The organism is Neobacillus nitrireducens (assembly GCF_030915405.1).
Lineage (GTDB): Bacteria > Bacillota > Bacilli > Bacillales > Cytobacillaceae > Neobacillus.
The window spans coordinates 4,022,233-4,047,406 of the sequence record NZ_CP133262.1 but is presented as its reverse complement, the minus strand read 5'-3'; the positions used below and the strand labels follow the sequence as shown (position 1 = coordinate 4,047,406).

23 protein-coding genes are annotated in these 25,174 nt (G+C 39.9%); 8 read left to right on the top strand and 15 right to left on the bottom strand.

Going from position 1 to position 25,174, the window contains the following annotated elements; translation table 11 throughout:
* Nucleotides 1–25 precede the first annotated feature (25 nt).
* Nucleotides 26–1,195, bottom strand: coding sequence for an FtsW/RodA/SpoVE family cell cycle protein (locus tag RCG22_RS19515; protein WP_308104319.1), 1,170 nt, complete (start codon nucleotides 1,193–1,195; stop codon nucleotides 26–28).
* A gap of 104 nt (nucleotides 1,196–1,299) precedes the next feature.
* Nucleotides 1,300–2,064: a DUF4931 domain-containing protein gene (locus RCG22_RS19510; RefSeq protein WP_308104318.1), complete on the bottom strand. Its 765-nt coding sequence runs from the start codon at nucleotides 2,062–2,064 to the stop codon at nucleotides 1,300–1,302.
* A 204-nt stretch (nucleotides 2,065–2,268) separates the two neighbouring features.
* Between RCG22_RS19510 and RCG22_RS19505 the strand changes: the two genes are divergently transcribed.
* A complete protein-coding gene (locus tag RCG22_RS19505; RefSeq protein WP_098263797.1) occupies nucleotides 2,269–3,051 on the top strand; it encodes an undecaprenyl-diphosphate phosphatase in 783 nt (260 codons plus the stop codon).
* 48 nt (nucleotides 3,052–3,099) lie between these two features.
* Here the strand turns inward: RCG22_RS19505 and RCG22_RS19500 are convergent, their stop codons facing one another.
* On the bottom strand, nucleotides 3,100–3,762 hold the full coding sequence (locus tag RCG22_RS19500) for an FMN-dependent NADH-azoreductase (protein WP_098259980.1): 663 nt from the start codon (nucleotides 3,760–3,762) through the stop codon (nucleotides 3,100–3,102).
* 240 nt (nucleotides 3,763–4,002) lie between these two features.
* On the opposite strand from RCG22_RS19500, the gene RCG22_RS19495 reads away from it, so the two are divergent.
* The 5 genes from RCG22_RS19495 (at nucleotide 4,003) to RCG22_RS19475 (ending at nucleotide 7,935) form a co-directional block, all read left to right on the top strand.
* On the top strand, nucleotides 4,003–4,950 hold the full coding sequence (locus RCG22_RS19495; protein ID WP_308104317.1) for a helix-turn-helix transcriptional regulator: 948 nt from the start codon (nucleotides 4,003–4,005) through the stop codon (nucleotides 4,948–4,950).
* Nucleotides 4,944–5,810, top strand: a complete 867-nt coding sequence (locus tag RCG22_RS19490) for an ABC transporter substrate-binding protein (RefSeq protein WP_308104316.1) — start codon at nucleotides 4,944–4,946, stop codon at nucleotides 5,808–5,810. The genes RCG22_RS19495 and RCG22_RS19490 overlap by 7 nt, the downstream gene beginning before the upstream one ends.
* A 70-nt stretch (nucleotides 5,811–5,880) precedes the next feature.
* On the top strand, nucleotides 5,881–6,579 hold the full coding sequence (locus RCG22_RS19485; RefSeq protein ID WP_308104315.1) for an ABC transporter permease: 699 nt from the start codon (nucleotides 5,881–5,883) through the stop codon (nucleotides 6,577–6,579).
* Nucleotides 6,576–7,319, top strand: a complete 744-nt coding sequence (locus RCG22_RS19480) for an ABC transporter ATP-binding protein (protein WP_308104314.1) — start codon at nucleotides 6,576–6,578, stop codon at nucleotides 7,317–7,319. The genes RCG22_RS19485 and RCG22_RS19480 overlap by 4 nt, the downstream gene beginning before the upstream one ends.
* A gap of 169 nt (nucleotides 7,320–7,488) precedes the next feature.
* Nucleotides 7,489–7,935: a carboxymuconolactone decarboxylase family protein gene (locus RCG22_RS19475; RefSeq protein WP_308104313.1), complete on the top strand. Its 447-nt coding sequence runs from the start codon at nucleotides 7,489–7,491 to the stop codon at nucleotides 7,933–7,935.
* Nucleotides 7,936–8,056: 121 nt separating this feature from the next.
* On the opposite strand, the gene RCG22_RS19470 is transcribed toward RCG22_RS19475, so the two are convergent.
* The gene (locus RCG22_RS19470) at nucleotides 8,057–9,430 is read right to left on the bottom strand and encodes a HAMP domain-containing sensor histidine kinase (protein WP_308104312.1); all 1,374 of its coding nucleotides are present in this window, start codon (nucleotides 9,428–9,430) and stop codon (nucleotides 8,057–8,059) included.
* Nucleotides 9,408–10,118: a response regulator transcription factor gene (locus RCG22_RS19465; RefSeq protein WP_098259987.1), complete on the bottom strand. Its 711-nt coding sequence runs from the start codon at nucleotides 10,116–10,118 to the stop codon at nucleotides 9,408–9,410. Before RCG22_RS19465 ends, RCG22_RS19470 begins: the two co-directional genes overlap by 23 nt.
* Nucleotides 10,119–10,498: 380 nt before the next feature.
* On the opposite strand from RCG22_RS19465, the gene RCG22_RS19460 reads away from it, so the two are divergent.
* Nucleotides 10,499–11,860, top strand: coding sequence for a sensor histidine kinase (locus tag RCG22_RS19460; protein WP_308104311.1), 1,362 nt, complete (start codon nucleotides 10,499–10,501; stop codon nucleotides 11,858–11,860).
* A gap of 66 nt (nucleotides 11,861–11,926) precedes the next feature.
* On the opposite strand, the gene RCG22_RS19455 is transcribed toward RCG22_RS19460, so the two are convergent.
* The 9 genes from RCG22_RS19455 to nadE form a co-directional block, all read right to left on the bottom strand.
* Nucleotides 11,927–14,320: an immune inhibitor A domain-containing protein gene (locus RCG22_RS19455; protein ID WP_308104310.1), complete on the bottom strand. Its 2,394-nt coding sequence runs from the start codon at nucleotides 14,318–14,320 to the stop codon at nucleotides 11,927–11,929.
* A 362-nt stretch (nucleotides 14,321–14,682) separates the two neighbouring features.
* Nucleotides 14,683–16,200 carry a flotillin lipid rafts scaffold protein FloT gene (gene floT / locus RCG22_RS19450; protein WP_308104309.1) on the bottom strand — a complete coding sequence of 506 codons (1,518 nt, stop codon included), beginning with the start codon at nucleotides 16,198–16,200 and terminating at the stop codon, nucleotides 14,683–14,685.
* A gap of 14 nt (nucleotides 16,201–16,214) precedes the next feature.
* On the bottom strand, nucleotides 16,215–16,757 hold the full coding sequence (locus RCG22_RS19445; protein ID WP_308104308.1) for an NfeD family protein: 543 nt from the start codon (nucleotides 16,755–16,757) through the stop codon (nucleotides 16,215–16,217).
* 267 nt (nucleotides 16,758–17,024) lie between these two features.
* Entirely contained in the window at nucleotides 17,025–17,759 is a 735-nt protein-coding gene (locus RCG22_RS19440; RefSeq protein ID WP_308104307.1) for an amino acid ABC transporter ATP-binding protein, read from the bottom strand.
* 15 nt (nucleotides 17,760–17,774) lie between these two features.
* Nucleotides 17,775–18,473: an amino acid ABC transporter permease gene (locus RCG22_RS19435; RefSeq protein WP_098259992.1), complete on the bottom strand. Its 699-nt coding sequence runs from the start codon at nucleotides 18,471–18,473 to the stop codon at nucleotides 17,775–17,777.
* Entirely contained in the window at nucleotides 18,460–19,245 is a 786-nt protein-coding gene (locus tag RCG22_RS19430) for an amino acid ABC transporter substrate-binding protein (RefSeq protein WP_374049482.1), read from the bottom strand. The genes RCG22_RS19435 and RCG22_RS19430 overlap by 14 nt, the downstream gene beginning before the upstream one ends.
* Before the next feature lie 198 nt (nucleotides 19,246–19,443).
* On the bottom strand, nucleotides 19,444–20,874 hold the full coding sequence (locus tag RCG22_RS19425; RefSeq protein WP_308104305.1) for an amino acid permease: 1,431 nt from the start codon (nucleotides 20,872–20,874) through the stop codon (nucleotides 19,444–19,446).
* A gap of 192 nt (nucleotides 20,875–21,066) precedes the next feature.
* Nucleotides 21,067–22,275 carry a membrane-associated sensor domain-containing protein gene (locus RCG22_RS19420; protein WP_308104304.1) on the bottom strand — a complete coding sequence of 403 codons (1,209 nt, stop codon included), beginning with the start codon at nucleotides 22,273–22,275 and terminating at the stop codon, nucleotides 21,067–21,069.
* Between the two features lie 229 nt (nucleotides 22,276–22,504).
* Nucleotides 22,505–23,326 carry an NAD(+) synthase gene (gene nadE, locus RCG22_RS19415; protein ID WP_308104303.1) on the bottom strand — a complete coding sequence of 274 codons (822 nt, stop codon included), beginning with the start codon at nucleotides 23,324–23,326 and terminating at the stop codon, nucleotides 22,505–22,507.
* Between the two features lie 127 nt (nucleotides 23,327–23,453).
* On the opposite strand from nadE, the gene RCG22_RS19410 reads away from it, so the two are divergent.
* On the top strand, nucleotides 23,454–23,966 hold the full coding sequence (locus RCG22_RS19410; protein WP_308104302.1) for an acyl-CoA thioesterase: 513 nt from the start codon (nucleotides 23,454–23,456) through the stop codon (nucleotides 23,964–23,966).
* 193 nt (nucleotides 23,967–24,159) lie between these two features.
* Here the strand turns inward: RCG22_RS19410 and RCG22_RS19405 are convergent, their stop codons facing one another.
* Entirely contained in the window at nucleotides 24,160–25,155 is a 996-nt protein-coding gene (locus RCG22_RS19405) for a DUF3231 family protein (protein ID WP_308104301.1), read from the bottom strand.
* Nucleotides 25,156–25,174: the final 19 nt, after the last annotated feature.

Sequence of the window (25,174 nt, the reverse complement as noted above, 5' to 3'; positions counted from 1 at the left end):
CCGCCCTTTTTACCCACCTTCTATATTAAGCCGTTGTTGAAAACATGTATTTTTTATAATGATAACGAATGGAAAAGATTAAGCCGAGTCCGAGCATATTCCCCATTAAGGCACTACCGCCGTAACTGATAAAAGGCAGAGGAATTCCTGTAATTGGCAGTACGCCAATCGTCATCCCGATGTTCTGAAAGACGTGGAAGGTGATCATGCTGATGACGCCGACACAAATATACGTATAAAAATTATTCTTTGTTTCCATTCCGACCTTTGTAATATGGTAAATCAGCAAGAAAAACAAACTAATCAGCACACTAGCCCCAATAAAGCCATATTCTTCGCCAACCACGCTAAAGATAAAGTCGGTTTGACTCTCCGGCAAATAGACTTCACGGTTACCAAATCCCTTACCGCCCGTTTGCCCGGATCCAATTGCAAGCAACGATTTCGTCAACTGATACGCATCAGAGCCTTGGTAACTATAGGGATCGAGCCATGAATAGATCCGACGGAGTTGATACTCCCCTACCCCAAGGTACTTCGCAAGTAATTCTGGTTTCCATAAAACAAAATAAAAAATCGTTCCGATTAACGCAATTCCAAATGTAAACAATGGTGCAAGCAGCTTCCATGATATTCCCGATATAAAAATCATTCCGATTAAAATAGCCAAAAACACTAACGATGTACCTAAGTCCTGCTTGATGATAAGAACTAATGGCCCCATTGTGACGGCCCCCATCTTAACTAGCAGCCAGAAATCTGTTTGGATCGTTTTTATCTGATGCTTATTATGATGATCCTCTATCAAGCGAGCAAGCGCAACAATAATGAAGATTTTAACAAACTCAGACGGTTGAATTGTACCCACACCGGGAATTTTAAACCAGTTTTTCGCTCCATTGATAACCGGTGCGATACTTTCAGGCGCAACAATCAAAAAGCCGAGCATCAGAATCCCAAATCCATAAGCATACCAGGTGAGCTTTCGTATTTGATCGGAGTCGAGCGTCATAACTACTGCAATAATTCCACCGCCAACCGCATACCAAAAAATCTGCTTAATTAGGAAATTCTCCTTGTATTGCCCGCTCGCCTGCGCACTATAAATCGCTAAACAGCTTGCTAGAAATAGTAATATTAATATAAAAACAAGATTGTAATCAAGCTTTGAAGTTTTATTCGTATTTGAAGTCATATAGGTTCCACCTTACAAAGAAATACCACATTCCTTCATTATATTTTTATTATCAACAAATCACAACTTCTAAACCGTGAATGGTTTGATTTACCTAGATAGTCCTATTCCTTAAAGTAAATACTCCTCAATTCCCCTGCCATCCATTCTAAATTATTTGGCACCTGCGGGATGCCGTATCCAATATATAGCGGAGTAGTAATAAAGCGCGAAACAACCTTTGCATAGATTTTATGATCGATATGATGAAAAAACAAATTATAGCTCGTTGCTTTGAATGGAAAATGGTTCAAAATATAATGCACAGCCGTTTGCAAAAACTCCGAAAATTTCTCCTGATAACCTGAATCATCCATTTCAATATTAAACTCATAAAAACCAACACGCGGCTTTGTCGATAATGTAAACCTAACTTCCGCAGATTCAGCAATCTTAATCCCTTCAAACATCTCATGGGTTACCTTTTCTTTATAGTCAATATCCTCCAGGCCGACAATTTGCATATGAGGATGGGAGAGCGTCCCTCCCGATAAGGGTCCATGATTTTTGAAGAAAATTACCGATTGATAGCGGCCTGTTGCCTCCATCGCTAGCCAATGTTTGATTCCAAACCGCATCAATTTATGTAGATGCTCTTTTGAGTAGGTGGATAATTCACCATGACAGTCATCTGTTTCGATTAACACCGTTTGATAGGTATTTTCCAATACGGGATATTTATTTTTCAAAAGAATAATTGGATGGTCTACAGCGATGAGGTTAGTAAGTTGGTCTCTTTCGCAAAATGGACAGGCTTGGTCTTTGTTTCGAATATTTTCAGGCTTCATAACACCGATCGACGTATTAAAATGAAGATGTGAATTTTCCAAATGCGTTTCTCCTCTCGAACGAGTATACTTCTATTTTATGGGAGATTGCCTCTCAATTGCACTTATTTTGTTTAGAGATAAGATATTTTGATTGCCTTACTGGTAAAGGCATCCTAAAATAGAATAGGATTTCATTAAATAGGTAATTTTAGCATATCATTTAAAAGTACAGGCTTATCATTTCTTTAGAATGTGAGGGTATCTATGTTAACAAAATTAGAAGCACTAATTCTCGGGATTATTCAAGGTTTAACCGAATTCTTGCCAATTAGCAGTACAGGCCATCTTTATTTAGGAAGAAATTTATTTGGTTTGCAGGAAGCGGGACTCTTGCTCGATACGATGCTACATGTCGGTACTTTGTTGGCTGTGTTTGTTTTTTATAAGGATGAATTTATAAAAATTATCAAAAATCCGTTTAGTAAATTGACCTTCTTGTTGATTGTTGGGACGATTCCTGCCGTAATCTTTGGACTGGCGTTTAAAGACTATATTGATGAAATTTCGAAGACAGGTGTGACGATTGGCTGGGAGTTTTTGATTACGGGGATTTTCTTGTGGCTTGCTGATTCCGCAAAAAATGGTTATAAAAAGATGGATGATATTAGCTATAAAGATGCTCTCATCATTGGTACCTTTCAGGCCGTTGCCATTATGCCAGCGATTTCTCGTTCAGGGATGACGATTGTTGCGGCACTTTGGCGGAAATTAGACCGTGAAACAGCTGCTTATTTTTCCTTTTTATTGTCCACACCAGCAATTGCCGGCGCGATTGTTCTGCAATCGAAGGATTTACTCAGCGGGCAAGGCGAAGAAATCTCGTTGTCGGCGTTGCTCGTTGGAATTGTCGCATCTGCCGTGTTCGGTTATGTTGCTGTAAAGTGGATGATTGGCTATTTGAAAAATCATTCATTAAAACCATTTGCGATTTATGTGTGGGCATTAGGTTTACTGGTTTTATTTTTCCAATTTACAGGAAAGTTCTAAAAAAGCAAGGCGCGGTTCGAGTTCATCGATACCGCGCCTTTATTATATTTAGATGGTAACTGTCTCTTGCGCCATTTCTCTAGCCGCTTCTGCTGCTTGTTTCTTCGCTTTTTCCATAATTTCAGGAATCTGTTTTGGAAAATGATCCATTCCTTCTGCATAGACGGTTTCCATTAAATCAAAGCCGAGGAATTCTAGCGCTTTGCTCAAATAACGGTCACCCATTTCAAAATCGACCATTCTTCCAGTGGAATAAATGCCTCCGCGCGTTTGAATGTGAATGGCCTTTCTTCCGGTTAAAAGTCCCTCTGCACCATGTTCAGAGTAGGTAAAGGTTTTTCCCGCAATAAATAAACAATCCATGAACGATTTTAAAATAGCTGGAGCGCCAAGGTTCCAGATTGGGGTAACAAACACATAGTAATCTGCATCAATAAAACGGTCGGCGAGCGCATGCATTTTTTCAAGTTTGGTCCGCTCTTCCTCGGAAAGTTGCTCTTTTGTATAACCCATAAATGATAATTTGGCACGTGCATATAATAAATCCATGTCTATCTCAGGGATATCCATGCTATATAGATGCATATGCTCAATCTCCACATCTGGTTGAACATTTTTAAACTCTTCTAAAAATGCTTCCCCAATTTGCAGTCCTTTTGAACGACTAATATCACTTTTTGGATTTGCTGTTATATATAGAAGCTTTGACATTTAAATCCCTTCCCTTATCCGCAAATTTAATATTCTCTCCTAATAGTACAATATATCTTTATGCTCACGAATGAACAATCAGTGAAGTTTGTGAAATTTATATGAAAACTATTAGTTTATTTTGAACAATTCATGACAATCCCAAACGAAACTAGACGAAACTCAACAAAACTTAACAAAAGTCACTTTTATTATGCTATTCTTTTATTAAAATAAAAACTGGAAATAGGAGGGTGACTTATGGATGAGAAGGCGTACACACCCGATGAAGTGGCCCAAATCTTTCAAATCTCAAAACATACCGTTTATGAGCTGATTAAAAGAGGTGAATTGCAGGCCTTTAAAATCGGTAATAAAATGCGAATTGAACACTCAGAACTGGAAAGATTTAAAGAGAATACGAAAGCTCCTGCAAAAAAAAGTCCTACTGAACCAATAGGAACTCCGAGTAATCCTGCCCAATCGATCCGATTATCGGGTAGTCACGACTTTCTAGTTGAGCATTTCGCAAAACAAGCAGCAACTGCACTGAACTTGCAGATTCAGCCTTCCTATATAGGCAGTCTCGAAGGGTTAATGATGCTTTACCGGGGACAATGCGATATTGCAGCCATTCATCTATTAGATCCGACATCGCAGGAATATAACCTGCCATTCATTCGTCAACTCTTTGTCTATGAATCCATTCTGGTACTTAGATTAGCGGCTAGACAACAAGGCTTTATTGTCGCGAAAGGTAATCCGAAAAACATTCATAATTTTACTGATTTGACACGACACGATGTTCAATTTGTTAATCGCCAAAAGGGTGCAGGCACAAGATTTCTGCTTGATTCCAGGTTATCCATTAATGGAATCGAACCTAATAAAATAGCTGGGTATAGCAATGAAGAATGGAATCATTTATCTGCCGCTTCCTATATTAGCAGGGGCACGGCAGATGTAACCTTCGGAATTCAGTCGGCAGCAAGCCATTTAGGACTGGACTTTATACCCGTAGCTAAAGAAAATTTCGATATGGTTTTCCGCTTTACCGCTGAAAATAAACAAAGCTTAACCGACCTAAATGAGTATTTACAATCTCCTAGTTTCAAAGACAGCTTAACGGAACTAGAAGGATATGACATTTCAGAATTAGGTAAAATCACCTATCAAACTAGTCAAATGGAGGAAACAACCACATGTTAAAAAATCGTTATTTTGCATTCTTATTTGCGATGATGCTGTTAGTTTTAGCAGCGTGCGGAAATGCCGGCACAAAAGATTCAGCAGAAAAAGTGAAAAAGGAAGAACCTAAAGCAGCACCAACTGAAATGATCCTAGCAACTACAACAAGTACCCAGGACAGCGGCTTATTAGATGTTATTATTCCAATGTTTGAAAAAGAAAATAACGTCAAGGTAAAAACGATTGCTGTAGGTACCGGCCAAGCATTAGAAATGGGTACAAAAGGGGAAGCTGATGCCCTACTGGTTCATGCTCCGGCAGCTGAAAAAGCAGTGGTTGATGCAGGTGATGGGATTAACTACAAACGCGTAATGTACAATGATTTTATATTAGTTGGACCAAAGGAAAATCCGGCTGGTGTTAGCGGCGATGACATTATGGCTGCTTTCAAAAAATTAGCAGATTCAAAGGCTACTTTTGTTTCTCGTGGGGACGATTCAGGTACAAATAAAAAGGAACTGGGAATCTGGGAAATGGATAACATTAAGCCAGCAGGTGATTGGTACGTTTCAACAGGACAAGGCATGGGTCAAACGTTACAAGTAGCTGCTGAGAAAAAAGGTTATGTCTTAACAGACCGAGCTACATGGCTGGCACAAGAGAAAAATTTAGGCACCCTTCAAATCGTCGTTGAAGGCGGCAAAGATTTAATGAATATCTATCATGTAATGCAAGTAAATCCTGAAAAACATGATAAAATTAATAGCAAAGATGCAGAAAAATTTGTAGAATTTATGGTAGATCCAAAAACACAAGATGTGATTGAAGAATTCGGTAAGAAAGAATATGGTCAATCATTATTTAAAAAATATACAGAATAGTTGACTAGGAGGCCCTTATTTAAGGGTCCTTCTGTTTATACACCTATAGAAAATCCTGGAGGCACTGGAGATGGACCTACTCATTGATGGACTTAAAAAAGCAATAGACATGATCCTTTCTGGTGATCAAGAAGTATTTGCGATTACTTGGCTCACTCTTAAAGTGTGTCTTATTTCCATTTTAATAAGCACCCTGATAGGATTGCCGCTGGGAATTATTCTTGGATTAACTAGATTCAAAGGCCGTAGACTTCTTCTAATGTTCATCAATATTGGTTTAGGGCTGCCTCCTGTCGTTGCCGGACTTTGGATTACGATGCTATTATGGCGCTCTGGTCCTTTAGGAGGGCTAACCCTTCTTTATTCACCCACAGCGATTGTCATGGCCCAAATATTAGTCAGTTTACCGATCGTCACGAGTCTAACCTGCTCGGCTTTTCAGCAAATTAGTGAAAAAATGCTTTTACAAATAAAAGCCCTTGGTGCAACGAAGCTGCAGACATTATGGATACTTATCAAGCAATTGAAAATTGCTATTTTAGCGGCAATCATGGCTGGGTTTGGCCGGGTCATAGCTGAAGTAGGTGCCGCGATGATGGTCGGCGGCAATATCCAAGGTGACACGCGTATCTTAACGACGACGATTGTGATGGAAGTTTCAAAAGGGAATTTTGATATTGCCATAGCACTCTCGTTCATATTATTATCGGTTGCCCTGTTAATTACTGCAGCGTTAACATTTTTACAGCAAAGGAAGCGAATATCATGAGCCCGTTACTGGAGTTAAAAAAGTTAACCTATCAAGTACAGCATAAAATGATTCTCGATATTCCTGAATTTCAGATAGAGACGGGTGAATTTCTCGGCATCATGGGACCCAATGGTGCAGGAAAAAGTACGCTCCTCAAGGTGCTGGCATTTCTTGACCAGCAAACGAGTGGTGAAGTTCTTTACCGCGGGCAGGCGATTCCCAACGGAAATGCACCGCTTGAGTTGCGAAGGAAGTTCTCCATTGCTCTTCAGCAATCCTTACTGTTAGATGGAACCGTTTTTGATAATATTGCGATTGGTTTAACCTTAAGAAAAGTCCCCAAATCGACCATCAAGGAAAAAGTAGAACAATGGATGGAATTGTTTGCGGTCAGTCATCTAGCGAAAAAAAATGCGCTTTATCTATCTGGCGGCGAGGCACAACGGGTCAACTTAGCACGAGCAATGATTGTCGAGCCTGAGATTCTGTTTTTAGATGAACCCTTTTCTGCTTTAGATTTCCCTACAAAAATAAGGTTAATGGAAGATTTCAAAGGTATTATCGAAGAGGCTCAAACAACGACCGTGTTTGTCAGCCATGATTTGATGGAGATCCATTACCTAACGACGAGGCTTGCCATCATCGTAAACGGTGAAATAAAACAAGTCGGACCCACCCCACGAGTGCTCGAACATCCGACTTCTTCCACCGCTTCCTTCCTAAATGAGTGGAAGAAGTTTTATCCTGTAGCCCGCTAAATAACAGTTCCGTTTTGGAGCTGTTTTTTTGTTGACTCAAATAATGGATTATTATTAACAGGAAAGATCAGTCTAAACTTGCTTTAATTTAAAATGGAGCATATCATAGGAATATATGTTCCTGTTTTAGGATATTATAAAAGTTGACTATATTTTAGGGGGAATCAAAATGGAACAACGAATTAATTATCTTGAGGTAGCACCTGAAGCACTTAACATTATGATGGAAATGGAGAAGTATACTAAATCTACGGGAATCGACCGTAAACTCCGTGAACTAGTTAAAATCCGTGCTTCTCAAATTAATGGCTGTGCTTTTTGTATTAATATGCATACCTCTGATGCACGAAAAATGGGTGAAACGGAACAGCGTTTATACTGCGTCAGCGCATGGAGTGATTGTGATTTCTATACAGACGCTGAAAAATTGGCATTAGAATTAACTGAACATGTGACGTTAGTTCCAACTAAACATGTACCTGATGAACTTTATAATCGAGTGCGCACACATTTTAGTGAAAAGGACTATGTAGATCTTGTTATTTTAATTAATCAAATTAATAGTTGGAATCGGCTCTCCATTTCAATGGGAAATTTCGCAACTGAATCAAAATAGTTTTAAAAAAAAATGGCATCCTCCATTGTAGGAAGATGCCATTTTTTAGTATGACCTCTATTTTACTTTTCTTGGCCACTACTTCCTGTACAGCCTGCTGTTGTGTTATTCATATTCATGGTTAATCTTCCTTCGGAAACCACAAGGTCACGTTCGTACCTTTATTTAACTTGCTTTTCACTTTAATGACGCCCTTATGCGCATCCATTAAAGCTTTTACAATCGAGAGGCCAATCCCGACTCCCCCCGTTTTGCGGTCTCTTGATTTATCGCCGCGATAAAAGCGTTCAAATATATGAGGGATATCGTCCTCTGCCATTCCTGAGCCTTCGTCTTGAATCTTGAAGCCAACATAGCCGTCCATATTGGTTTCTACAGAAATGGTGACATTTTTTCCAACTGGTGTATACTTTAGGGCATTATTAAGGATGTTCGAAAGGATTTGCATCAAGCGATCCTTATCAGCCTCAAACAGTTCATCCTGAGCTGGTTCTTCAATCTGGAGCTGAACCCCCTTCTCTTTAAACAATGGTAGAAACATCTCAAATAAAGCAGCCAGTACACTTCCTGCATCTAATTCAATTTTTTCAAGTCGAATCTGTGGATTTTCAGCTGCGAGAAGCTTTTCTAATTCATTAACTAACCTGACTAACCTCATTAACTCTTCATGTGTGGTCTGCAATCGCTGCGGAGTTGGCTCCCAAATTCCGTCCTGAAACGCTTCAATCTGACTTCGGAGTGTCGCAAGCGGCGTGCGGAGCTCATGAGCCAAATCGCCCGTAAAATGCTTTCTTAGGTTTTCTTCCTTGGCTAACGACACCGCGAGGTTATTAAAGGAGATGGCAATGTCCTTAACCTCCGTTGGCAATCCTGATAAAGGGATGCGAATGTCAAGATTATGATTCTGCAGCTCATTTGCCGCAAAAGATAGCTTCTGTAAGCTGGAGGTGAGCTTTTTCGAAAAAAGCATACTGAAAACAATTGCCAGCACGATCGTCAAACAAACGGCAGCATAAATGTACAATTGAATCGTTTGGATAAACGTATATTCATCATCAATTAAGCCCTTCGGATAAATGGCAACAAGTTTTCCAATGACCTGATTATCGACTCTCAGAGTATAGGTCTGGGAATGCCATTCTTCCCCGTTTGGAGCAGGTTCAGATAATCCAAAGCTATTTAATAAGCCCCGGATATTTGAGGAATCCATTTGCAATTGACCGAAGCGATCATACAATTGAAAATAAAGCTGCTCGGTCATTGCATGTTCGTGCAATAGGCCAAATACCGGGTCACTGGTAAAATGACCATTTAGTTGATAATCCTTTTCAATTTCGGTGATAATTCGATCAATCTTTTTTTCCCGATTGTGATCTAAATAGCTGCTAAAACTTTCTTCAAACCCATACTGGATAAAAAAGCTGACAATGATAATGGCAATCATCGAGATAAGTATTAAATAGAAGAGTATTTTAGACCGGAGCGTTTGCAGCATCTAATACCCCTCCAAATTTGTAGCCCATCCCGAAAACTGTCACGATAAAATCCGGCTGCCTTGAATCCATCTCAATTTTTTTTCGAAGATTTTTGATATGGGTATCCACACTGCGTTCATAGCCTTCATAATACATGCCTTCATCCTGAATCTTTTCAAGCAGATCCATCCGGCTGTAAACCCGGCCTGGATTCACAGCCATATTGGTTAACAGCTTATATTCAATAGGTGTTAAGGTAATGTAAGCTCCGTTAACGGTTACTTCTTTTTTTATTAAGTCGATGACAAGCTTTTTGCGATTGAATTCAAGTCGTTCCACTTTCTCCGTCTTCTTCACACGTCTTAAAATCGCTTGAACGCGAACAACGACTTCGCGCGGGCTGAACGGCTTGGTTAAATAATCATCAGCTCCCATAACGATCCCATTGATGCGGTCATCTTCAGCTGACTTAGCGGTCAGCATGAGAATGGGTACGTCTGATTCTTTACGAACTAGGCGGCAAACTTCTTCACCGGAAATGTCAGGCAGCATTAAATCTAATATAATTAAGTCAGGGTTTAGTGATTTTACTTTTTTCAATGCATCGATTCCATTATCGGCGCTATGAATTTCATAGCCTTCTCGTACTAAATAGGCTTCAAGAACTTCTATGATTCTACGTTCATCGTCTACTAATAATATCTTCATTTTTACCACTCCCCACACAATAACTATATCATTTCAAGTCTGTGATGTTTGTAACTTCACAAATTCACCACAAGTTCTTCATAACATCTTCAATCTTTCTCGGTAAGATGTGAGTGTAGTTAGGAATGAGGTAATAACTAAAAGGACTCCCAAGTTTTTATTATTACCTCATTGATGCAGTATTTGGTACCCAACCATCTTACTCATCCCAAATTTAACCTCTCTTTTTTATATAGTTCAGGCGTCCCGGTCGATGGGGCGCCTATTTTTTTGGGAAGAAAAGGTGTCAGGCACCCACTTTTTTAAAAAAATTGATACAAAATGAGGCACTCCTGCGGCAAACTATAATGTATGCTTAAAGGAGTGAGGTGTATATTGATATGAATAAAATATCTGTTAAAATAGCTGGACTATTTTTTATGGCAATATTTATCTTAGAATGTATTTCGATGTTTTTCTTGCATAATAATATCATTCATTCCAGAGTTCATGAAGAGCTATTTTCGCTTCAGACACGTGGGAATAATCACAGCGAGATCCTTGAAGCTTCTTTCCATAATGATACGATCAGACACATCGCGATGATGGAAGCAAGTACGGATATGCAAGTCATCTTAACCAAGCCAGATGGAACGATTTTTATGTCATCCAATAAGGTGACAGATGAAATGAAAAAAATCATAAAAGCAGTCCCAAAAAATATTCCACATGAGGGATTAATCTTAGAAGATGACTGGAAAAATGCTCCCTATATCGCCTCCGTCAGTCCAGTAACTGTTGATAAGAAAATTACAGGTTATGTCTATATGTTCCAAACTACACAAAAAATTAAAGAGTTGATTTCAGGACTTAACCAGCATTTCCTGATTGCCGGTCTACTTTCTGTTCTGTTTATGATTATTATTATTGTCTTTTTGACAAGGTTTGTCACGCACCCGCTTATTCAAATGAGTGAAGCAACGAAACGAATCAGCAAGGGGGATTTCACTGTATCCTTGCCAAAGCTTGGCACAGACGAAATCGGTGAGCTCGGAGAATCCATTAAGGTGTTAGCAAGCGATTTGGAAATTTTGAAAAATGATCGGGATGAGTTTCTAGCAAGCATCTCTCATGAACTCCGCACGCCGCTGACTTATATTAAGGGCTATGCTGACATTGCCCGCCGTCAGGAAACAAACAGTGAGGACAGGGATAAATATTTAGGAATTATTGTTGAAGAAACCGGTAAGCTGGCGACACTTGTGAAGGAATTATTTAATCTCGCAAAAATGGATGAAAATACTTTCTCAATTGAAAAAGAGGAGATTCATTTATTACCTTATTTTGAAATGATGATTGAAAAAGTTTCACCCGCTCTTCAGGAGAATCGTATGTCACTCCATCTTGAGTGTCCGGATAATCTATACGCTCAAATTGACCCGGTCCGTTTTGAACAAGTAATTCTAAATTTAATTGATAATGCCCGGAAATATTCAGAACAAAACACACGAATTTTCATCGATGTAGCTTTGGTAAACGAAAGGATTCGCATTTCGTTAAAAGATGAAGGAAAGGGCATTCCGGAAGAGGATTTACCACGAGTATTTGAACGATTTTACCGTGTTGATAAATCCAGAACTCGGGCGCTCGGTGGAACAGGGCTGGGGCTGGCAATTGTGAAACAATTGGTTGAGGCCCACGGAGGGACAATTACGGTAAAAAGCAGCCCGAATCATGGGACAGAATTTGAGATCATTTTGTAATCCGCAAAAAAGGGAAAGACACCAGACTTACACAGTGTCTTTCCCTTTTTATTTATAAATCATATTTTACTTATGGATCCAAACGGCACCAGCGGAGTTGTCTTTCGCTTCTCCGATAACTTGGAACTTAAGTGGGTACTGAGCTGGAACTTTAACCCCGGCATCAGGGATTACTGTGTTAATGTATGTCTTTGTAGAATCAAATTCAGTTACGCCTGGTAGGCCTTTATAATCATAGATTCCACGAGACGGTGAATCAATATACCATGCAGGTGCCTTATCTAATGAGAACGCTGCATCAGCAACCTGATATCTTACACTTTGATTGATAGATGGCTGGCCTTTTAATGTACCAATGATCGCTTCAGGATGCGCATCGACTACGCTTAGGAAGCCTTCACCTGGGTGAATTCCTGTCCAGTTATCTGTAAACGTATCATCAGCATACCAAACTACTAAACCAGTATTATACTTAACACCGCGAGAGAATTGCAAGGCTGTATCAGAGCCAGCATAGTTTCTCCACTCTAGGTAATAGTAATGTGGTTTTTTAATCCAGCCGTCAGATACTTCGAAACCGTTTAATGTAACTTTCGCCGTTCCTTCTGCATCATCAGAGAATGTCACGTTGCCATCTACTGTTAATTGCAGGTTATCCATAGCGAAACCATTTGGAGCTAGTCCGCCATCAGTTACATATTCAAAAACAAGTTTCACTTTTTTGCCTGCAAATTGGCTTAAGTCAAGGGACTTATCTAACCACTTGCCTTGTGATGTTTCCAAACCACCTGCAGTGTTCTCATCACCAATAACGTCAAGTGATACTGGTTTTTCAACCCCTTCAACATATGCATCTACATATAGGTAGTCATAGTCAGTTTCAACTTCATACCATTGTTTGTAATCGAACTTAGCTGAGGTAGCACCTGTTAAGTCAAACACTGGTGTTTCTAGTACCGTATCAAGGCTATCACCTTTCGTACTGTAATAGTACTTTGCACCAAATGCTGGAGCAATACCAGGGACTTTCTTTTCAGGAAGGTTTACCTTAACGATACCAGGGTTCTTAGATTTTGTAACACTTTGGTCAACAACAGCTGCAAGGCCATTTTTATCGATATCTTCATAGCTTACTTCGGTAATATTTGCCCAGTTACCGCCGATTGTTTTCTGGTAAAATTCTTTTACTTGTGGTGAGAAGCTTGGCGGCTGGGTACCAGCAATATGTCCACTCCAGCTGCCTCCACTCATGATCGACCATTGTTCAACCGTATCACCATGACCTGAATATTGTGTATCATACTCATCTGGAGCACCTAAGTCGTGGCCAAATTCGTGCGCAAAAACACCGACTGCACCATCTTCTGGTTCGATTGTGTAGTCAAATGCCCCCATCTTGCCGCCCCAATAATCTACCTTTGCAGTAGTATTAGGAATCGCGTATACTCCACCTAAATCCCAGCGGTGAGACCAGATCGCATCATCCCCAAGCTTTCCGCCACCAGCTTCCTGACCCACACCTGCATGAAGAACCATCAAGTGATCAACCAATCCGTCAGGCTCGTTCTGATTGCCGTCTCCGTCCATATCATATTGGTCAAATTCATCGAAATTAGACAAATCAAGTCCCGATGCAACTGCAGCTTTTAAGGAATCAGCTACAAGATTACGAGGACCCTTTGGTGCTAGGTTGTCATGACCACCTTCTGGATTATCATCCCCATACTCTTTTGCTGTACCTGGTACTGTCAACCAATCAGTAACTGTACCATCTACAGTATAGCTGCCACCAGACTGCTCTTCATAATATTGTTTGAAGGTCTTTACTTTATCTCCATTGAAAAGGGTGAAATCTTCATCACCAAATAGCATCTTTTCATAATGCTCTTTGTTAAAGTTGTTTGCAAACATATAACCCGGTTCTTGATCAATATTATTGTGTTTAAAATCTGAATACTCTACTAGTAATACAAGCACTTTATCCTCACGAACAGCTCCGTTATAGTTTGCTTGTTTAGCAGAATCCACTTTTACGGCGCCCGTTGGCTTGCCTTTTTTAAAGTTTTCGTGTCCTTTTTGAATTTGTTGTGTAAGCTTGTCCTTTTGCTTTGTAACGAAGTCTTTTGCTTTTTTGTCAAAAGCCTTTTGTTCCTTAGTCAGAGCTTTGTCAGTTTTGCCAGGCTTTTCACCTTGCTTCTTTTGGATATAAGCTTTTACTGCTTTTGTTACTTCTGACTGACTAGCATTCTTAGAAATTAGACCTCTTTCCTGTAATGCTTTTGCCAGCCTGTCCTGATCAATAATATTCAGGTCAAATGGAGCAGATTCTGCCGCAGATACTTGTTTGGCCAATACCGGTGATACTTTCGGCCCAGCAAATGTGCCTGCAAATAATGTCGTTGCTAGTAGAGTAGTAGCTGCGACACTTGAGAAAACCTTTAAGCCGCTTTTCTTCTTCAACTATGTAGCCCCCTAATTATTAATATGGTGTCGAATATTTTCTGAAGAGTCTGATTTTAATTCTACTAATCCTTCTAAATATTGTAAATAGTTTAAATATACTAATAATTAGACATTTTTTTCAGATAATCTACCGACCTTTTACTTATTTCATCAAAAACTTATATATTTAGACCTAACCTACATCTATTCCAAAAGAATTAAGTTACGTAGAAACTGCTTTTTTTGTCAATTTATTGCGAAAGAAAATTACTTCGCAACCCTAAACTTAAGGCTTTTTACCTACTTGAAAACTACCATTTTAGTAAAAAAAGTGAGGATTGAAAAAATCCTTATCGATTGCCGATAAGGATTTCTCTCATTTATTCTACTTTTTTCTTCACTTCGTCTGTCAATTCCTCAATGCTCTTTCTGACATTCGACTTACCGGAGTAGTTTTCTATTAATTCTTTGACATCTATTCCACTTGAGGCCTTTAATGATTCTTGGAGGCTAGCCATTAAATTGGTTGCATAACTGGTGATTTTATTGGCACCGCCATTCTCACTAGAACCGCCCGTATCGACAACGGTAATTTTATCAATATTGGATAATGGGGCTGCGACTTGCTTCGCGTATTCAGGCAGCATTTTGATGACCATGTCGAGGATGGCCGCTTGACCGAATTGCTCAAACGCTTCGGCGATTTTTTCTTTCGCTTCAGCTTCTGCTAACCCTTTGAGGCGAATAATTTCTGCTTCTGTCGAACCCTGGGCCTTTTGTGCTTCTGCTTTCGCTAGACCATCCAAACGAATCCGCTCAGCTTCCGCTTTCGCCATCGCTTCAATTCGATATTTATTCGCTTCGGCTTCTGCCATTTCCTTGGCCTTATTGGCGGCCGCAGATTGCTCGACAGAATAACGGTCGGCATCCGCTTTTTTCTTTACTTCCGAATCGTATTGGCGCTCGCGGCGTTGAATTTCTTTTTCTTCCAATTCAATTTGTTTCTGTCTTTCAATAATTTTGATTTGCATTTCCTGTTCCATTACTTCTTGCTTTGAACGTGCGCTTTCAAGATCGTAGGCTTGGTCGGCACGTGCTTTGGCAACATCTTGTTCGCGGCGGTATTCGGCTATTTTCAATAGATTGATTTTTTCCGCTTCGGCAATTTCTGTTGCCCGTTCTAATTCATTCCGCTTGGCTTCCTTAGAAGCTTCTGCTTTTTTAATTCGGGTTTCTTTATCTGCTTCAGCTGTGGCAATATCAGCATCCCGTTTTACTTGCGCGATCCGCGGTTTACCAAGGGATTCAAGATATCCATTTTTATCACGAACATCCTTAATTGTAAATGAAACGATCACTAAGCCCATTTTAGCCAAGTCCTGCGAGGCAACCCTTTGAACCTCTTGTGAAAATTTATCGCGGTTTTTATAGATTTCTTCAACGGTCATCGAGCCAAGAATCGAACGCAAGTGGCCTTCTAGGACTTCCCGGGCCTCACTTTCGCGGTCTTCTTTCGGCTTTCCAAGATACTGCTCAGCAGCAGTCGCAATTTCACTGATGGAGCCGCCGATTTTAATAATCGCTACCCCATCGGCCATGACGGGCACACCTTGCTCGGTATAGACCTCTGGTGTCGTTACTTCCAGTTTACTAGATAGCAAGCTTAGTGGTTTTGCTTGTTGGAAGACTGGTAAAATAAACGTACCGCCGCCGCGGATAATTTTTATTTTGTTTCCGGATTCGTCAACGTGGACATTTCCGTTGCCCAGAAAGCTTCCTGTCACAATCAACGCCTCATCCGGCCCGGCTGTTCTGTATTTTGTAATAAAAACGCCAATTAATGCAACCAAAATAAGAACAACAACTCCGATAATCACCCAAATAATATTAAAATCCATCTCCTAAAAACCTCCTATAAAAAACTCTCTAATTGATGATGAACCGTTACTTCTAGAACCCCATTTTTCACTTGGACCACTAGGACACTCGTACCATTGGGAATCGAGTCCCCATCAAAGCTTAATGCCGGTTTCGCAATTCTTCCGCTTATACTATCAATCATGACCTCGCCAAAGCCATCAGCCGGAATCGAGGTAATTACTGTTCCAACCCTGCCCTGTAAATCCGATTCTTTATAAACCAGTGATTCCTCCGCACCAGACAATGGCACGAGAACAAAGACATTTAATAACGTCACAACGACCAAAGCTGCAACAGCCGAAATACCCAGGATGAGTAAATAATGAATGGATGAAAGCCGCTCAAATAAATATCCACTTGCAGACAGAATTGTCACGAACGCAAAGATTAGGACAGGGTTAAGAAAATCGAGTCCGTCTCCAGGCCCGTGAAAATGAAAGACATCGGCAAAACAGACATAAATAAAGGTTAATATTCCAGAAATGATTAACCCATATAAATAAATCGTTTCTAAAGGAATGCTGAAAGGTTCCATACACATCAATCCTTCTTATTCATTTTAAAAACTACAGTTTCATTTAGGTAGTTAACCACCACTCCTCATCCATAAGCATCTGTCCTTTCCTATGTATATAACTTATTTACGATTAAATTATGGAAAAGTTTCACTTTTTTCTAAATTTTTACCTTATTTATACAATATTTCGATAAAACTTGTCGAAATCCTGCTGTGCTAATAAGGAGAAATTATGAATTTTCCTCATAAAAATTAAAAAGTGCCATAGCACATGGCTACAACACCCTATTGAATCATATTCAAGAACTTCCTTGTTCGTTCTTCTTTTGGATGGGTAAAAATCTCATCCGGCTTGTTCATTTCGACAATCACACCTTGATCCATGAATATCACTTCATCGGCTGCTTCGCGGGCAAAGCGCATTTCATGGGTCACAACAATCATCGTCATGCCTTCACTGGCAAGGTCCTTCATTACTTTTAATACTTCCCCAACCAGCTCCGGGTCCAGTGCGGATGTCGGCTCATCAAAGAGCATCACTTCAGGCTCCATGGCCAGTGCCCGTGCAATGCCGACACGTTGCTGCTGACCGCCGGAAAGCTGGGCGGGAAAGTAATCCATTTTATCACCAAGGCCCACTTTTTCAAGCAATGCCTGCGCCTTTTTCCTTGCCGAATCTTTACTCTCACCTTTAACAATAATTGGTCCTTCCATGACGTTTTGAAGAGCAGTTTTGTGAGGAAAGAGATTATAGCTTTGAAAAACCATTCCAGTTAAACGCCGGAACGAGGCAATTTGTTTTCTCGGTACATTTATAGAAAAATCCAAACTTTGACCTTCAATGGAAATTACACCTTTTGTCGGGGGTTCCAATACGTTCAAACAGCGGAGCATCGTGGTCTTACCGGAACCCGACGGACCGATGACAACGACCACTTTTCCTTTTTCAATGACAAGGTCAATCCCTTTTAACACCTCTAATTGACCAAATTGCTTATATAATCCCTTAATTGAAATCATCGTAAAACTCCCTCATTAAGACGTGTACCGATCCATTCTTTTTTCCAAATATCCTTGCAAAATCGATAGGAAAAAGCAAATGACCCAATAAAGAAGTGCTGCCTCTACGTATACCAATAAAAACTCATAGGTGGTGGAAGCAATTTCTTGGGCTCGGCGAAACATCTCAGTTACAAGGACAACTGACGCAAGAGAAGTGTCTTTTACAAGACTGATAAATGAATTCGATAATGGCGGTATGGATACTCTTGCAGCTTGCGGAAGAATGATTCTTTTTAACGCCTGGGTATAGGTCATTCCAATCGAATAAGCAGCTTCCCACTGCCCCTTAGGAATGGAGATAATCGCAGCTCGAATAATTTCTGAAGCATAGGCTCCGACACTCAGCGAAAAACCAATCACTGCGGAAATAAATGGATCCAAGGTAACTCCGATATTAGGAAGTCCATAGAAAATAATGAATAACTGAACAAGCAATGGCGTTCCGCGAATCGCCGAAACATAAAATCTGGCAATCCCCTGAAAGAATTTCACTTGAGAAATTCGGGCAAGGGCTGTTAACACCGCCAGAATAATTCCAATGATAAACGAAATAATTGTTAATGGAATGGTATTCATAACAGCACCCTCCAGCAGCGGCCGGAGGGAAGTCTTTGCAATCTCAATTAACCTGTCCATTCTTTCAGGATCAGCAAAAATACTACTTAAGTACATCTTCACCAAACCATTTCTCGGAGATTTTTTTGTAGGTGCCGTCATCGACGATTTCTTTTAGCGCTTTATTTACTTCGTCCACAAGCGTGTCGCTTTTCTTTCTAAACATAAAGCCGCTTGAAGAAGCATCATTTGCGGTTGCGACAACTTTGATTGGCGCATCTGGCTTTTGTTTTTTATAATCTAAAAATGAAAGCCGATCGTTAATCGTTACATCGACACGTTTTTGAGCAAGAAGCTCAACTGCTTGCTGGAAACCATCCACTCCTACAATCTTAGCTCCATATTTCTTTGCCATATCTGCGTAATTACTTGTCATGGATTGAGCTGCATTTAATCCTTTAATATCTTCAAATGCTTTCACTTTATCATTATCTTTATGGGCAATCAGGACACCTGCTGAAGTAATATATGGGTCTGAGAAATCATATTTTTTCTGACGATCTGGACGAATCCCAACTTCGTTAGCAATCATATCAAAACGCTTCGCATCTAATCCGGCAAACATTGCATCCCACTGGGTTTCTTTAAAATCAGGTTTAACCCCGATTCGCTTAGCAACCTCAGTCGCAAGATCCACATCAAATCCAGTTAAATTACCACTTGTATCATGAAAAGTAAAGGGAGGATAGGTACCTTCTGTGCCAATTAACAGCGTTCCTTTATCTTTTATCGATTTCAATAAATCATCCGCCTTTTCAGCAGTTTTGTTGTCCGTTTCCTTCTTATCTTTATCGGTATTATCCTTGCCGCATGCTGCAAGCACAACCATTAAGCTTAATAATAGTGCAAAAATAATTGTTCGTTTTTTCACTGGTGGAACCTCCTAGTTCTAATTGTTCTTATCAGATTTAATTTGTTTAAACAGTTCAACATCTGCAATGGGATTGTTGTGATCGAAATCAATTTTATTTTACCCATTTATTAAAATAAAAACCTATCAGAGAAATTCTGATAGGTAAAAAAATTATTATGCTGGTAAAGCTTTCTTTTCTGCCAATTTGTCTGCCCTTTTTCTTCTCCAAAGCGGTCCATAAAAGAGGATTCCGCTCGCAATCAACATCATTCCGTAGGTGAACGTTTTAATATCGGCCGTTCCTGCAATAATCACCCAAACCGAATAAATAGTGGACAGTCCGGCAATTATCCCATCAGTAACCCTGGAACGATCCCCTTTATACGTATCCCCTGTAGCAACTAATTTCAGCTGATAGACTGAAGAGATAAAATACGGCACTAAATATGATAATGTTGCGATGACAATAACGAATCCAAAGGCATCAGAAATGGATTTTGAAACGGTTGAAAAAATAAACAGTTGTCCTAAACCATTTGAAACGATCATCGAAAACAATGGCAGGCCCTTTTTGTTTTCTTTTTTGAAAGAAGGCAGGAATAAGCCCTGTTTCGCTGCTTGATAGGGAACTTCTGCACTTAGCATTAACCAGCCAATGGTGGAACCAAATAAACTAATTAAACCAATTCCTGCTAAAACTTTTCCTGCAATTGGACCTAATACAGATGAAATTGCATCAATTAGCGGTTTATCTGAGTGCATAAGGGTGTTTTGGTCTAACATCCCCATGACCAGTGTGCTGATTCCAACATAAATCCCAAGTGCAATAAATAAGCCCAGTATGGTCGCTCGTTTTACATCTGTTTGTTTTCTGGCACGGGATGCAAACACAACGGCAGATTCTACACCAATAAATGCCCATAAGGTATTCACGGCTGCACCATTAATTTGACTCAACATACCGATTGCATGACCTGCTTCATCCATTCTAACCGCCATAAACGGAAGAATATTGCTTTTTTCAAACGCAAATAACCCGACAATAATAAAGATAATAAACCCGGCAATTTTTGCAGCAGTTGCAGCGAAATTGAGCTTTCCGGCACTTTCCATCCCACGCAGGATGATAAAGTGAGTACCCCATAGCAGTACGGAACAGACTAAAAAGGTTAATCCATTTCCGACCTTAAGAGTAAAACCGCCAACCGTAAACCAATCTGCCTGGCTTGTTAGAATCGGGAAAAAGGTAGATAAATATCCCGCAAAAGTTGTGATCATCGCCACATTCCCTGCAAGGTTACCGATCCAATAACCCCACGATGACATAAAGCCGGTTAGGGTAGAGGCATGAGAACCGTGTTTAAACAGTTCTTTTGCATAAATTTGTGGACCGCCTGTTATGTTTGGTTTGCGAATTGCAAGGTTACCAAACACAAGGGCTGTCATTAACACACCGAGTCCTGTGATAAGCCAGGCTGAAATGACGCCCGCCGGACTGGCAGCTTCCGATAAAGAGCTTGGCAGCATGAAAATTCCTGAACCGACCATGTTTCCGACAACTAGTGCAGTTAACACCCAAAATCCTAATTTATTTGTATTCCCCATGGTGAAATCCCTCGCTCTATTGATGAATTATTGATTTTAAAATAATACTTTTTTAGTTTATTTATTGAATAAATATAAAATTACCTCATTAAATATAAGACCCGTTTCGAGTTATGTCAATGAGAAATTTTATTCTGATAAAGTATTAGGGTGTTAAAACAAAAAAAGAAGCCTGTAACCGTTAGAGATGGATTACATGACTACTTTTTGAACATTTCTCGTGTCTAGTTTTTCATTTTTATTGGGAATGGGAAAATGATGGACTCCCGTCATATCGATAACAGTTCCTATTATAGTCTCATATTGTCCATCTTCAAGAGTTGGTTTAATGGAAATAAGTAAAGTTTTTTCCATGAAGTCCATTTCAAAGCGGAGGCTTTCTTGGAGGCGAAAGGCAAGATGACAATAATCATTCAAGGTTCCGCTTTTCGGCAAGAAAATCTCTGTTAGCGGCCTTTTCACCAGTACCTCTTGATTTAACCCCAGTTGATGAAGCAAATCACCTTCGATAACTGTTACAATAAAATCATTTCCTTTTTTAACTGCTATAAAAATAAAACCGGGAAGTTCATTTAATAGCTTGTGGGTCCCCTGTTCGTTTTGGGCGCTTTTATCCTTCTCGGGTGCAAAATAGAAGCTTTTAAGGATGAAAAAGAAACCAAGTGCTTTAAAAATGTGCCCTGTGAAATTATCTAAATCAAATACACTCTGGTAGATAGTAAAAACTAATTCTGTTAATAACAGAAAAACTATGGCTAGGGCCATCGCTAATTTTTCTTCACTTTTTTCTACATGGTATTGATATAAAGTAAGAAGTAATGAACCGAATTGAATAATACTTACCACATACTCGATTCCATTTTTTAAATATGTAGTTCCTTTTCCTTCCACAACAAGCAACGGTAGATTATTTTCATATTGAATAACAATGAATGCGATGGAACCTATGATGATATAGCCTAAGATAATGGCCGCCGCTCGGTAATCCCTTGTTAATTTCCGCTCCGGAATCAGCAGGATTAAAAATATGAATAGAGCCTGAAAGAATCTAGCGGAAATCCAAAACCAGGTCGCTTTTGCAATGGAACTTTCCGTAATAAAATAGGGCATACTTTTGAAGGATAAGGTGTGGAGCAAATCAAGGGTCCCAACTAAGAAAAACGTAATTACCATGAGAAGCATCCGACTGGATCTTGTCACTCCAAATTGTTTTAGCCCATATAACATGATGGCAGCTGAAATGGAAATACTGAAAGACTCTAGAAGTGTATGGAAACCAACGTAATTCTTAGGATTATAAATGTCGTATATTTGAGGTTGGAAAATATGGATAGCCATCAGGAGAAGCACTGCAAATGTTGAGTAAATAAGGAATTTCCCCTCTGTTAAATTCGATTTCAAACCATTCCACCCCCCTTTATAAAGAAATATTTGTTTATTTCATTATAAAAGCTGATTGCTCTTAATAATCTGAATAAATATAGACTTTTTATGAATTTTTTGAATTTTTTTCCTTTAAGAAAAACGCAAGCGCCCTGAAGCTGGACAATTTTCAAAGCAAAAAATTATACTTTCTAATCTCTTTTAACCAAAAAGAGACTGCACTAGGCAATCTCTTGGAAATTCCTTATTACTTCCACCATTCATCAAACATGGTAGCCGGAAGTTGGCGTTTATGTTCTGTCAGCAGATAACGCTGTTCAATTTTCTCTGTAACCTCTTTTGAAACCGGCTTTCCTTCTAGATAGTCATCGAGTTCATCATAGGTAATGCCTAATTCGGTTTCGTCTGCCTGGCCGGGTTTTTGGTCAAGTAAGTCTGCCGTTGGAATTTTTAAATACAAGCGTTCATCTGCACCTAATTCTTTTAACAAGGCTTTCCCCTGCCGCTTCGTTAAGCCGCTAAGCGGAAGAATGTCAGCCCCTCCATCGCCATATTTTGTATAAAAGCCAGTTACTGCCTCGGCTGCATGATCCGTCCCAATCACAAGAAGTCCTTCCATTCCGCCAATCGCATATTGAGCGATCATTCTCATCCTTGCCTTTACATTTCCTTTTTGATAATCGCTTAATGGTGCCCCTTGGTAACTGGCATCATATTCATTTTGAACATCATCTACCGCTGTTTTGATATTAAAGGCCGTCTCTCGGTCGGCACGGATAAAAGCTAATGATCGCTTAGCATCTTCCTCATCCTGCTGGACTCCGTAAGGAAGACGAACAGCAATAAATAGGGCATCCACTCCTTCGCCCCTCAGTTCCTCTACCGCCAGTTGAGCGAGGCGGCCTGCTAGAGTAGAGTCTTGACCACCACTAATCCCCAAAACAAAGCCCTTTGCCTTTGTTTTAACTATGTAATTTTTCAAAAAATCAATCCGTTTCCGAATTTCTTCTTGTGGTTGGATGGTCGGATTAATGTTTAACTCCTTCATGATCTGTTCTTGTAATCCCATTTAGTGTTCCTCCTGACAAACAATTGATATAGTAAATAATGTACCACAAATGACTCAATTTCACTAAAAACGACAAGAAAGTTAGTGAACTGGGTAAATTATAAGAAACGGTTCTTGGAGGGATTGGATGGAAACAAAAACATGTAATGAGTCTCGCGTCGTTAGAACAAGCAGGATTTTTCCTAACGATGTAAATAACCATAATACCTTATTCGGTGGAAAGTTAATAAGTGATATTGATATGATTGCGTCAATTTCGGCAGTCAGACATTCCAGAGCAGAATGTGTCACCGCTTCGATTGATTCGGTCGACTTTCTTAGCCCGATTACCCCGAAGGATTCGGTATGCATCGAGACATATGTCTCGTCAACAGGAACGTCTTCGATGGAAATCTTCGTCAAGGTGATTGCCGAGAATCTAATGTCCGGTGACAGAAAAATTGCCGCAACCGCCTTTTTAACGTTCGTGGCATTGGATGACAACGGAAAGCCAACAAAGGTTCCAGGAATCGTCCCGGAAACCGAAGAGGAAAAAAAGCTGTATGAAACAGGAAAAGAACGAGCCGAAAAACGGAAAGTCCACAGAAAAAGCAGCAAAGAACTGGCAAGTGTGCTGACAGTACATAAACCTTGGGAATAGGAAAAGCGCAAACGGCCCGTTTAGCGGCGTATAGACTGGAGCGCTTTGACTGAGATAAAGGAAACACGGAGAGCGTTAGCGCATTCGTGCTTGACTTATCGTAGGGAAAAGAGCGAAGTCTACTAGCCGCTGGGCCGCTTGCGCTAGACAATAGGAAAAGCGCAGAAAAGGTTCGCGAAATGATTCGCGAACCTTACAATTTCTGTAGATCCCTTCGACTTGGTGCATGTGGTGGCAACTGGGCCCAACCACGTTCGACCATTAGGTCAAACCCCTTAGCCGAATAAACCAAAATATCTAAAATGTACTTTTGATAATAAGCAGATAGGTCTGATCTCATGGATAATGATAACGCATGGCCGATAAGCGCGATATCAATTGCGTTCAGTGAATGGAAAAGCGTGACTACAAGTCGATTGGAAAAAGGCGAAACCATTGAATCCGTCACTTCCATACTTGTTGATATATTCCCAAGTAGTTCCTCTTTCATTAGAATATCATTGAAGGTTCTAATTTGCTTTTCAGAAATTTTCTTGCCTTCCTCAATATAATTATGTATCTCCTTGTCTGTAACCACTTGAAGTAACCCCGTACATAGGAGGACTGAAAAATAATTCCGCTCCGTATTAAAAAAGATTTCTGTAATTTCAGCTACGTTTATCGGCCTTTTTTTCCCGAACCCACTTAAATAAGACAATTTTTCAATATATTCTACTTCTTTTGGATAGGGTATCATTGGCGGACGGTCATAAATTCCCTTCGAAAGCATAAGGTTAGTTGATTGCTGATATAACATCGAAGTTTGCTGGACCATCGTAACAAAAAAATCCATCACATCTTTTCTTGCCACATTTACCGTTATAAAGCCTGTGTTAATCATACTCATTCGGCTCATTGAATAAACGAAACTGAGGCCAAACATATCATAAAATAATGGCGGTGCTGATAAATTAAGATCCTTTTCTGAAAATCCATCAGGGATAGGGAAACCTTCGTCATTTAAAATAGTCGTGACCCCCCGGACATGCCCGTCAGAAATCTCATAGGCTTGTTGGAGAATTTTTTTAATTTCTTCATCTTGATTGTGATGAAGAAAATAGGTAAGTAAACAAACAGACATATTCTCCTGAATATAGATAGCCCATAATCCACCGATTTCCGCACTGGTCAACCGTATTTTGTGTTCCATCCTACCCTACCTCCTAAAT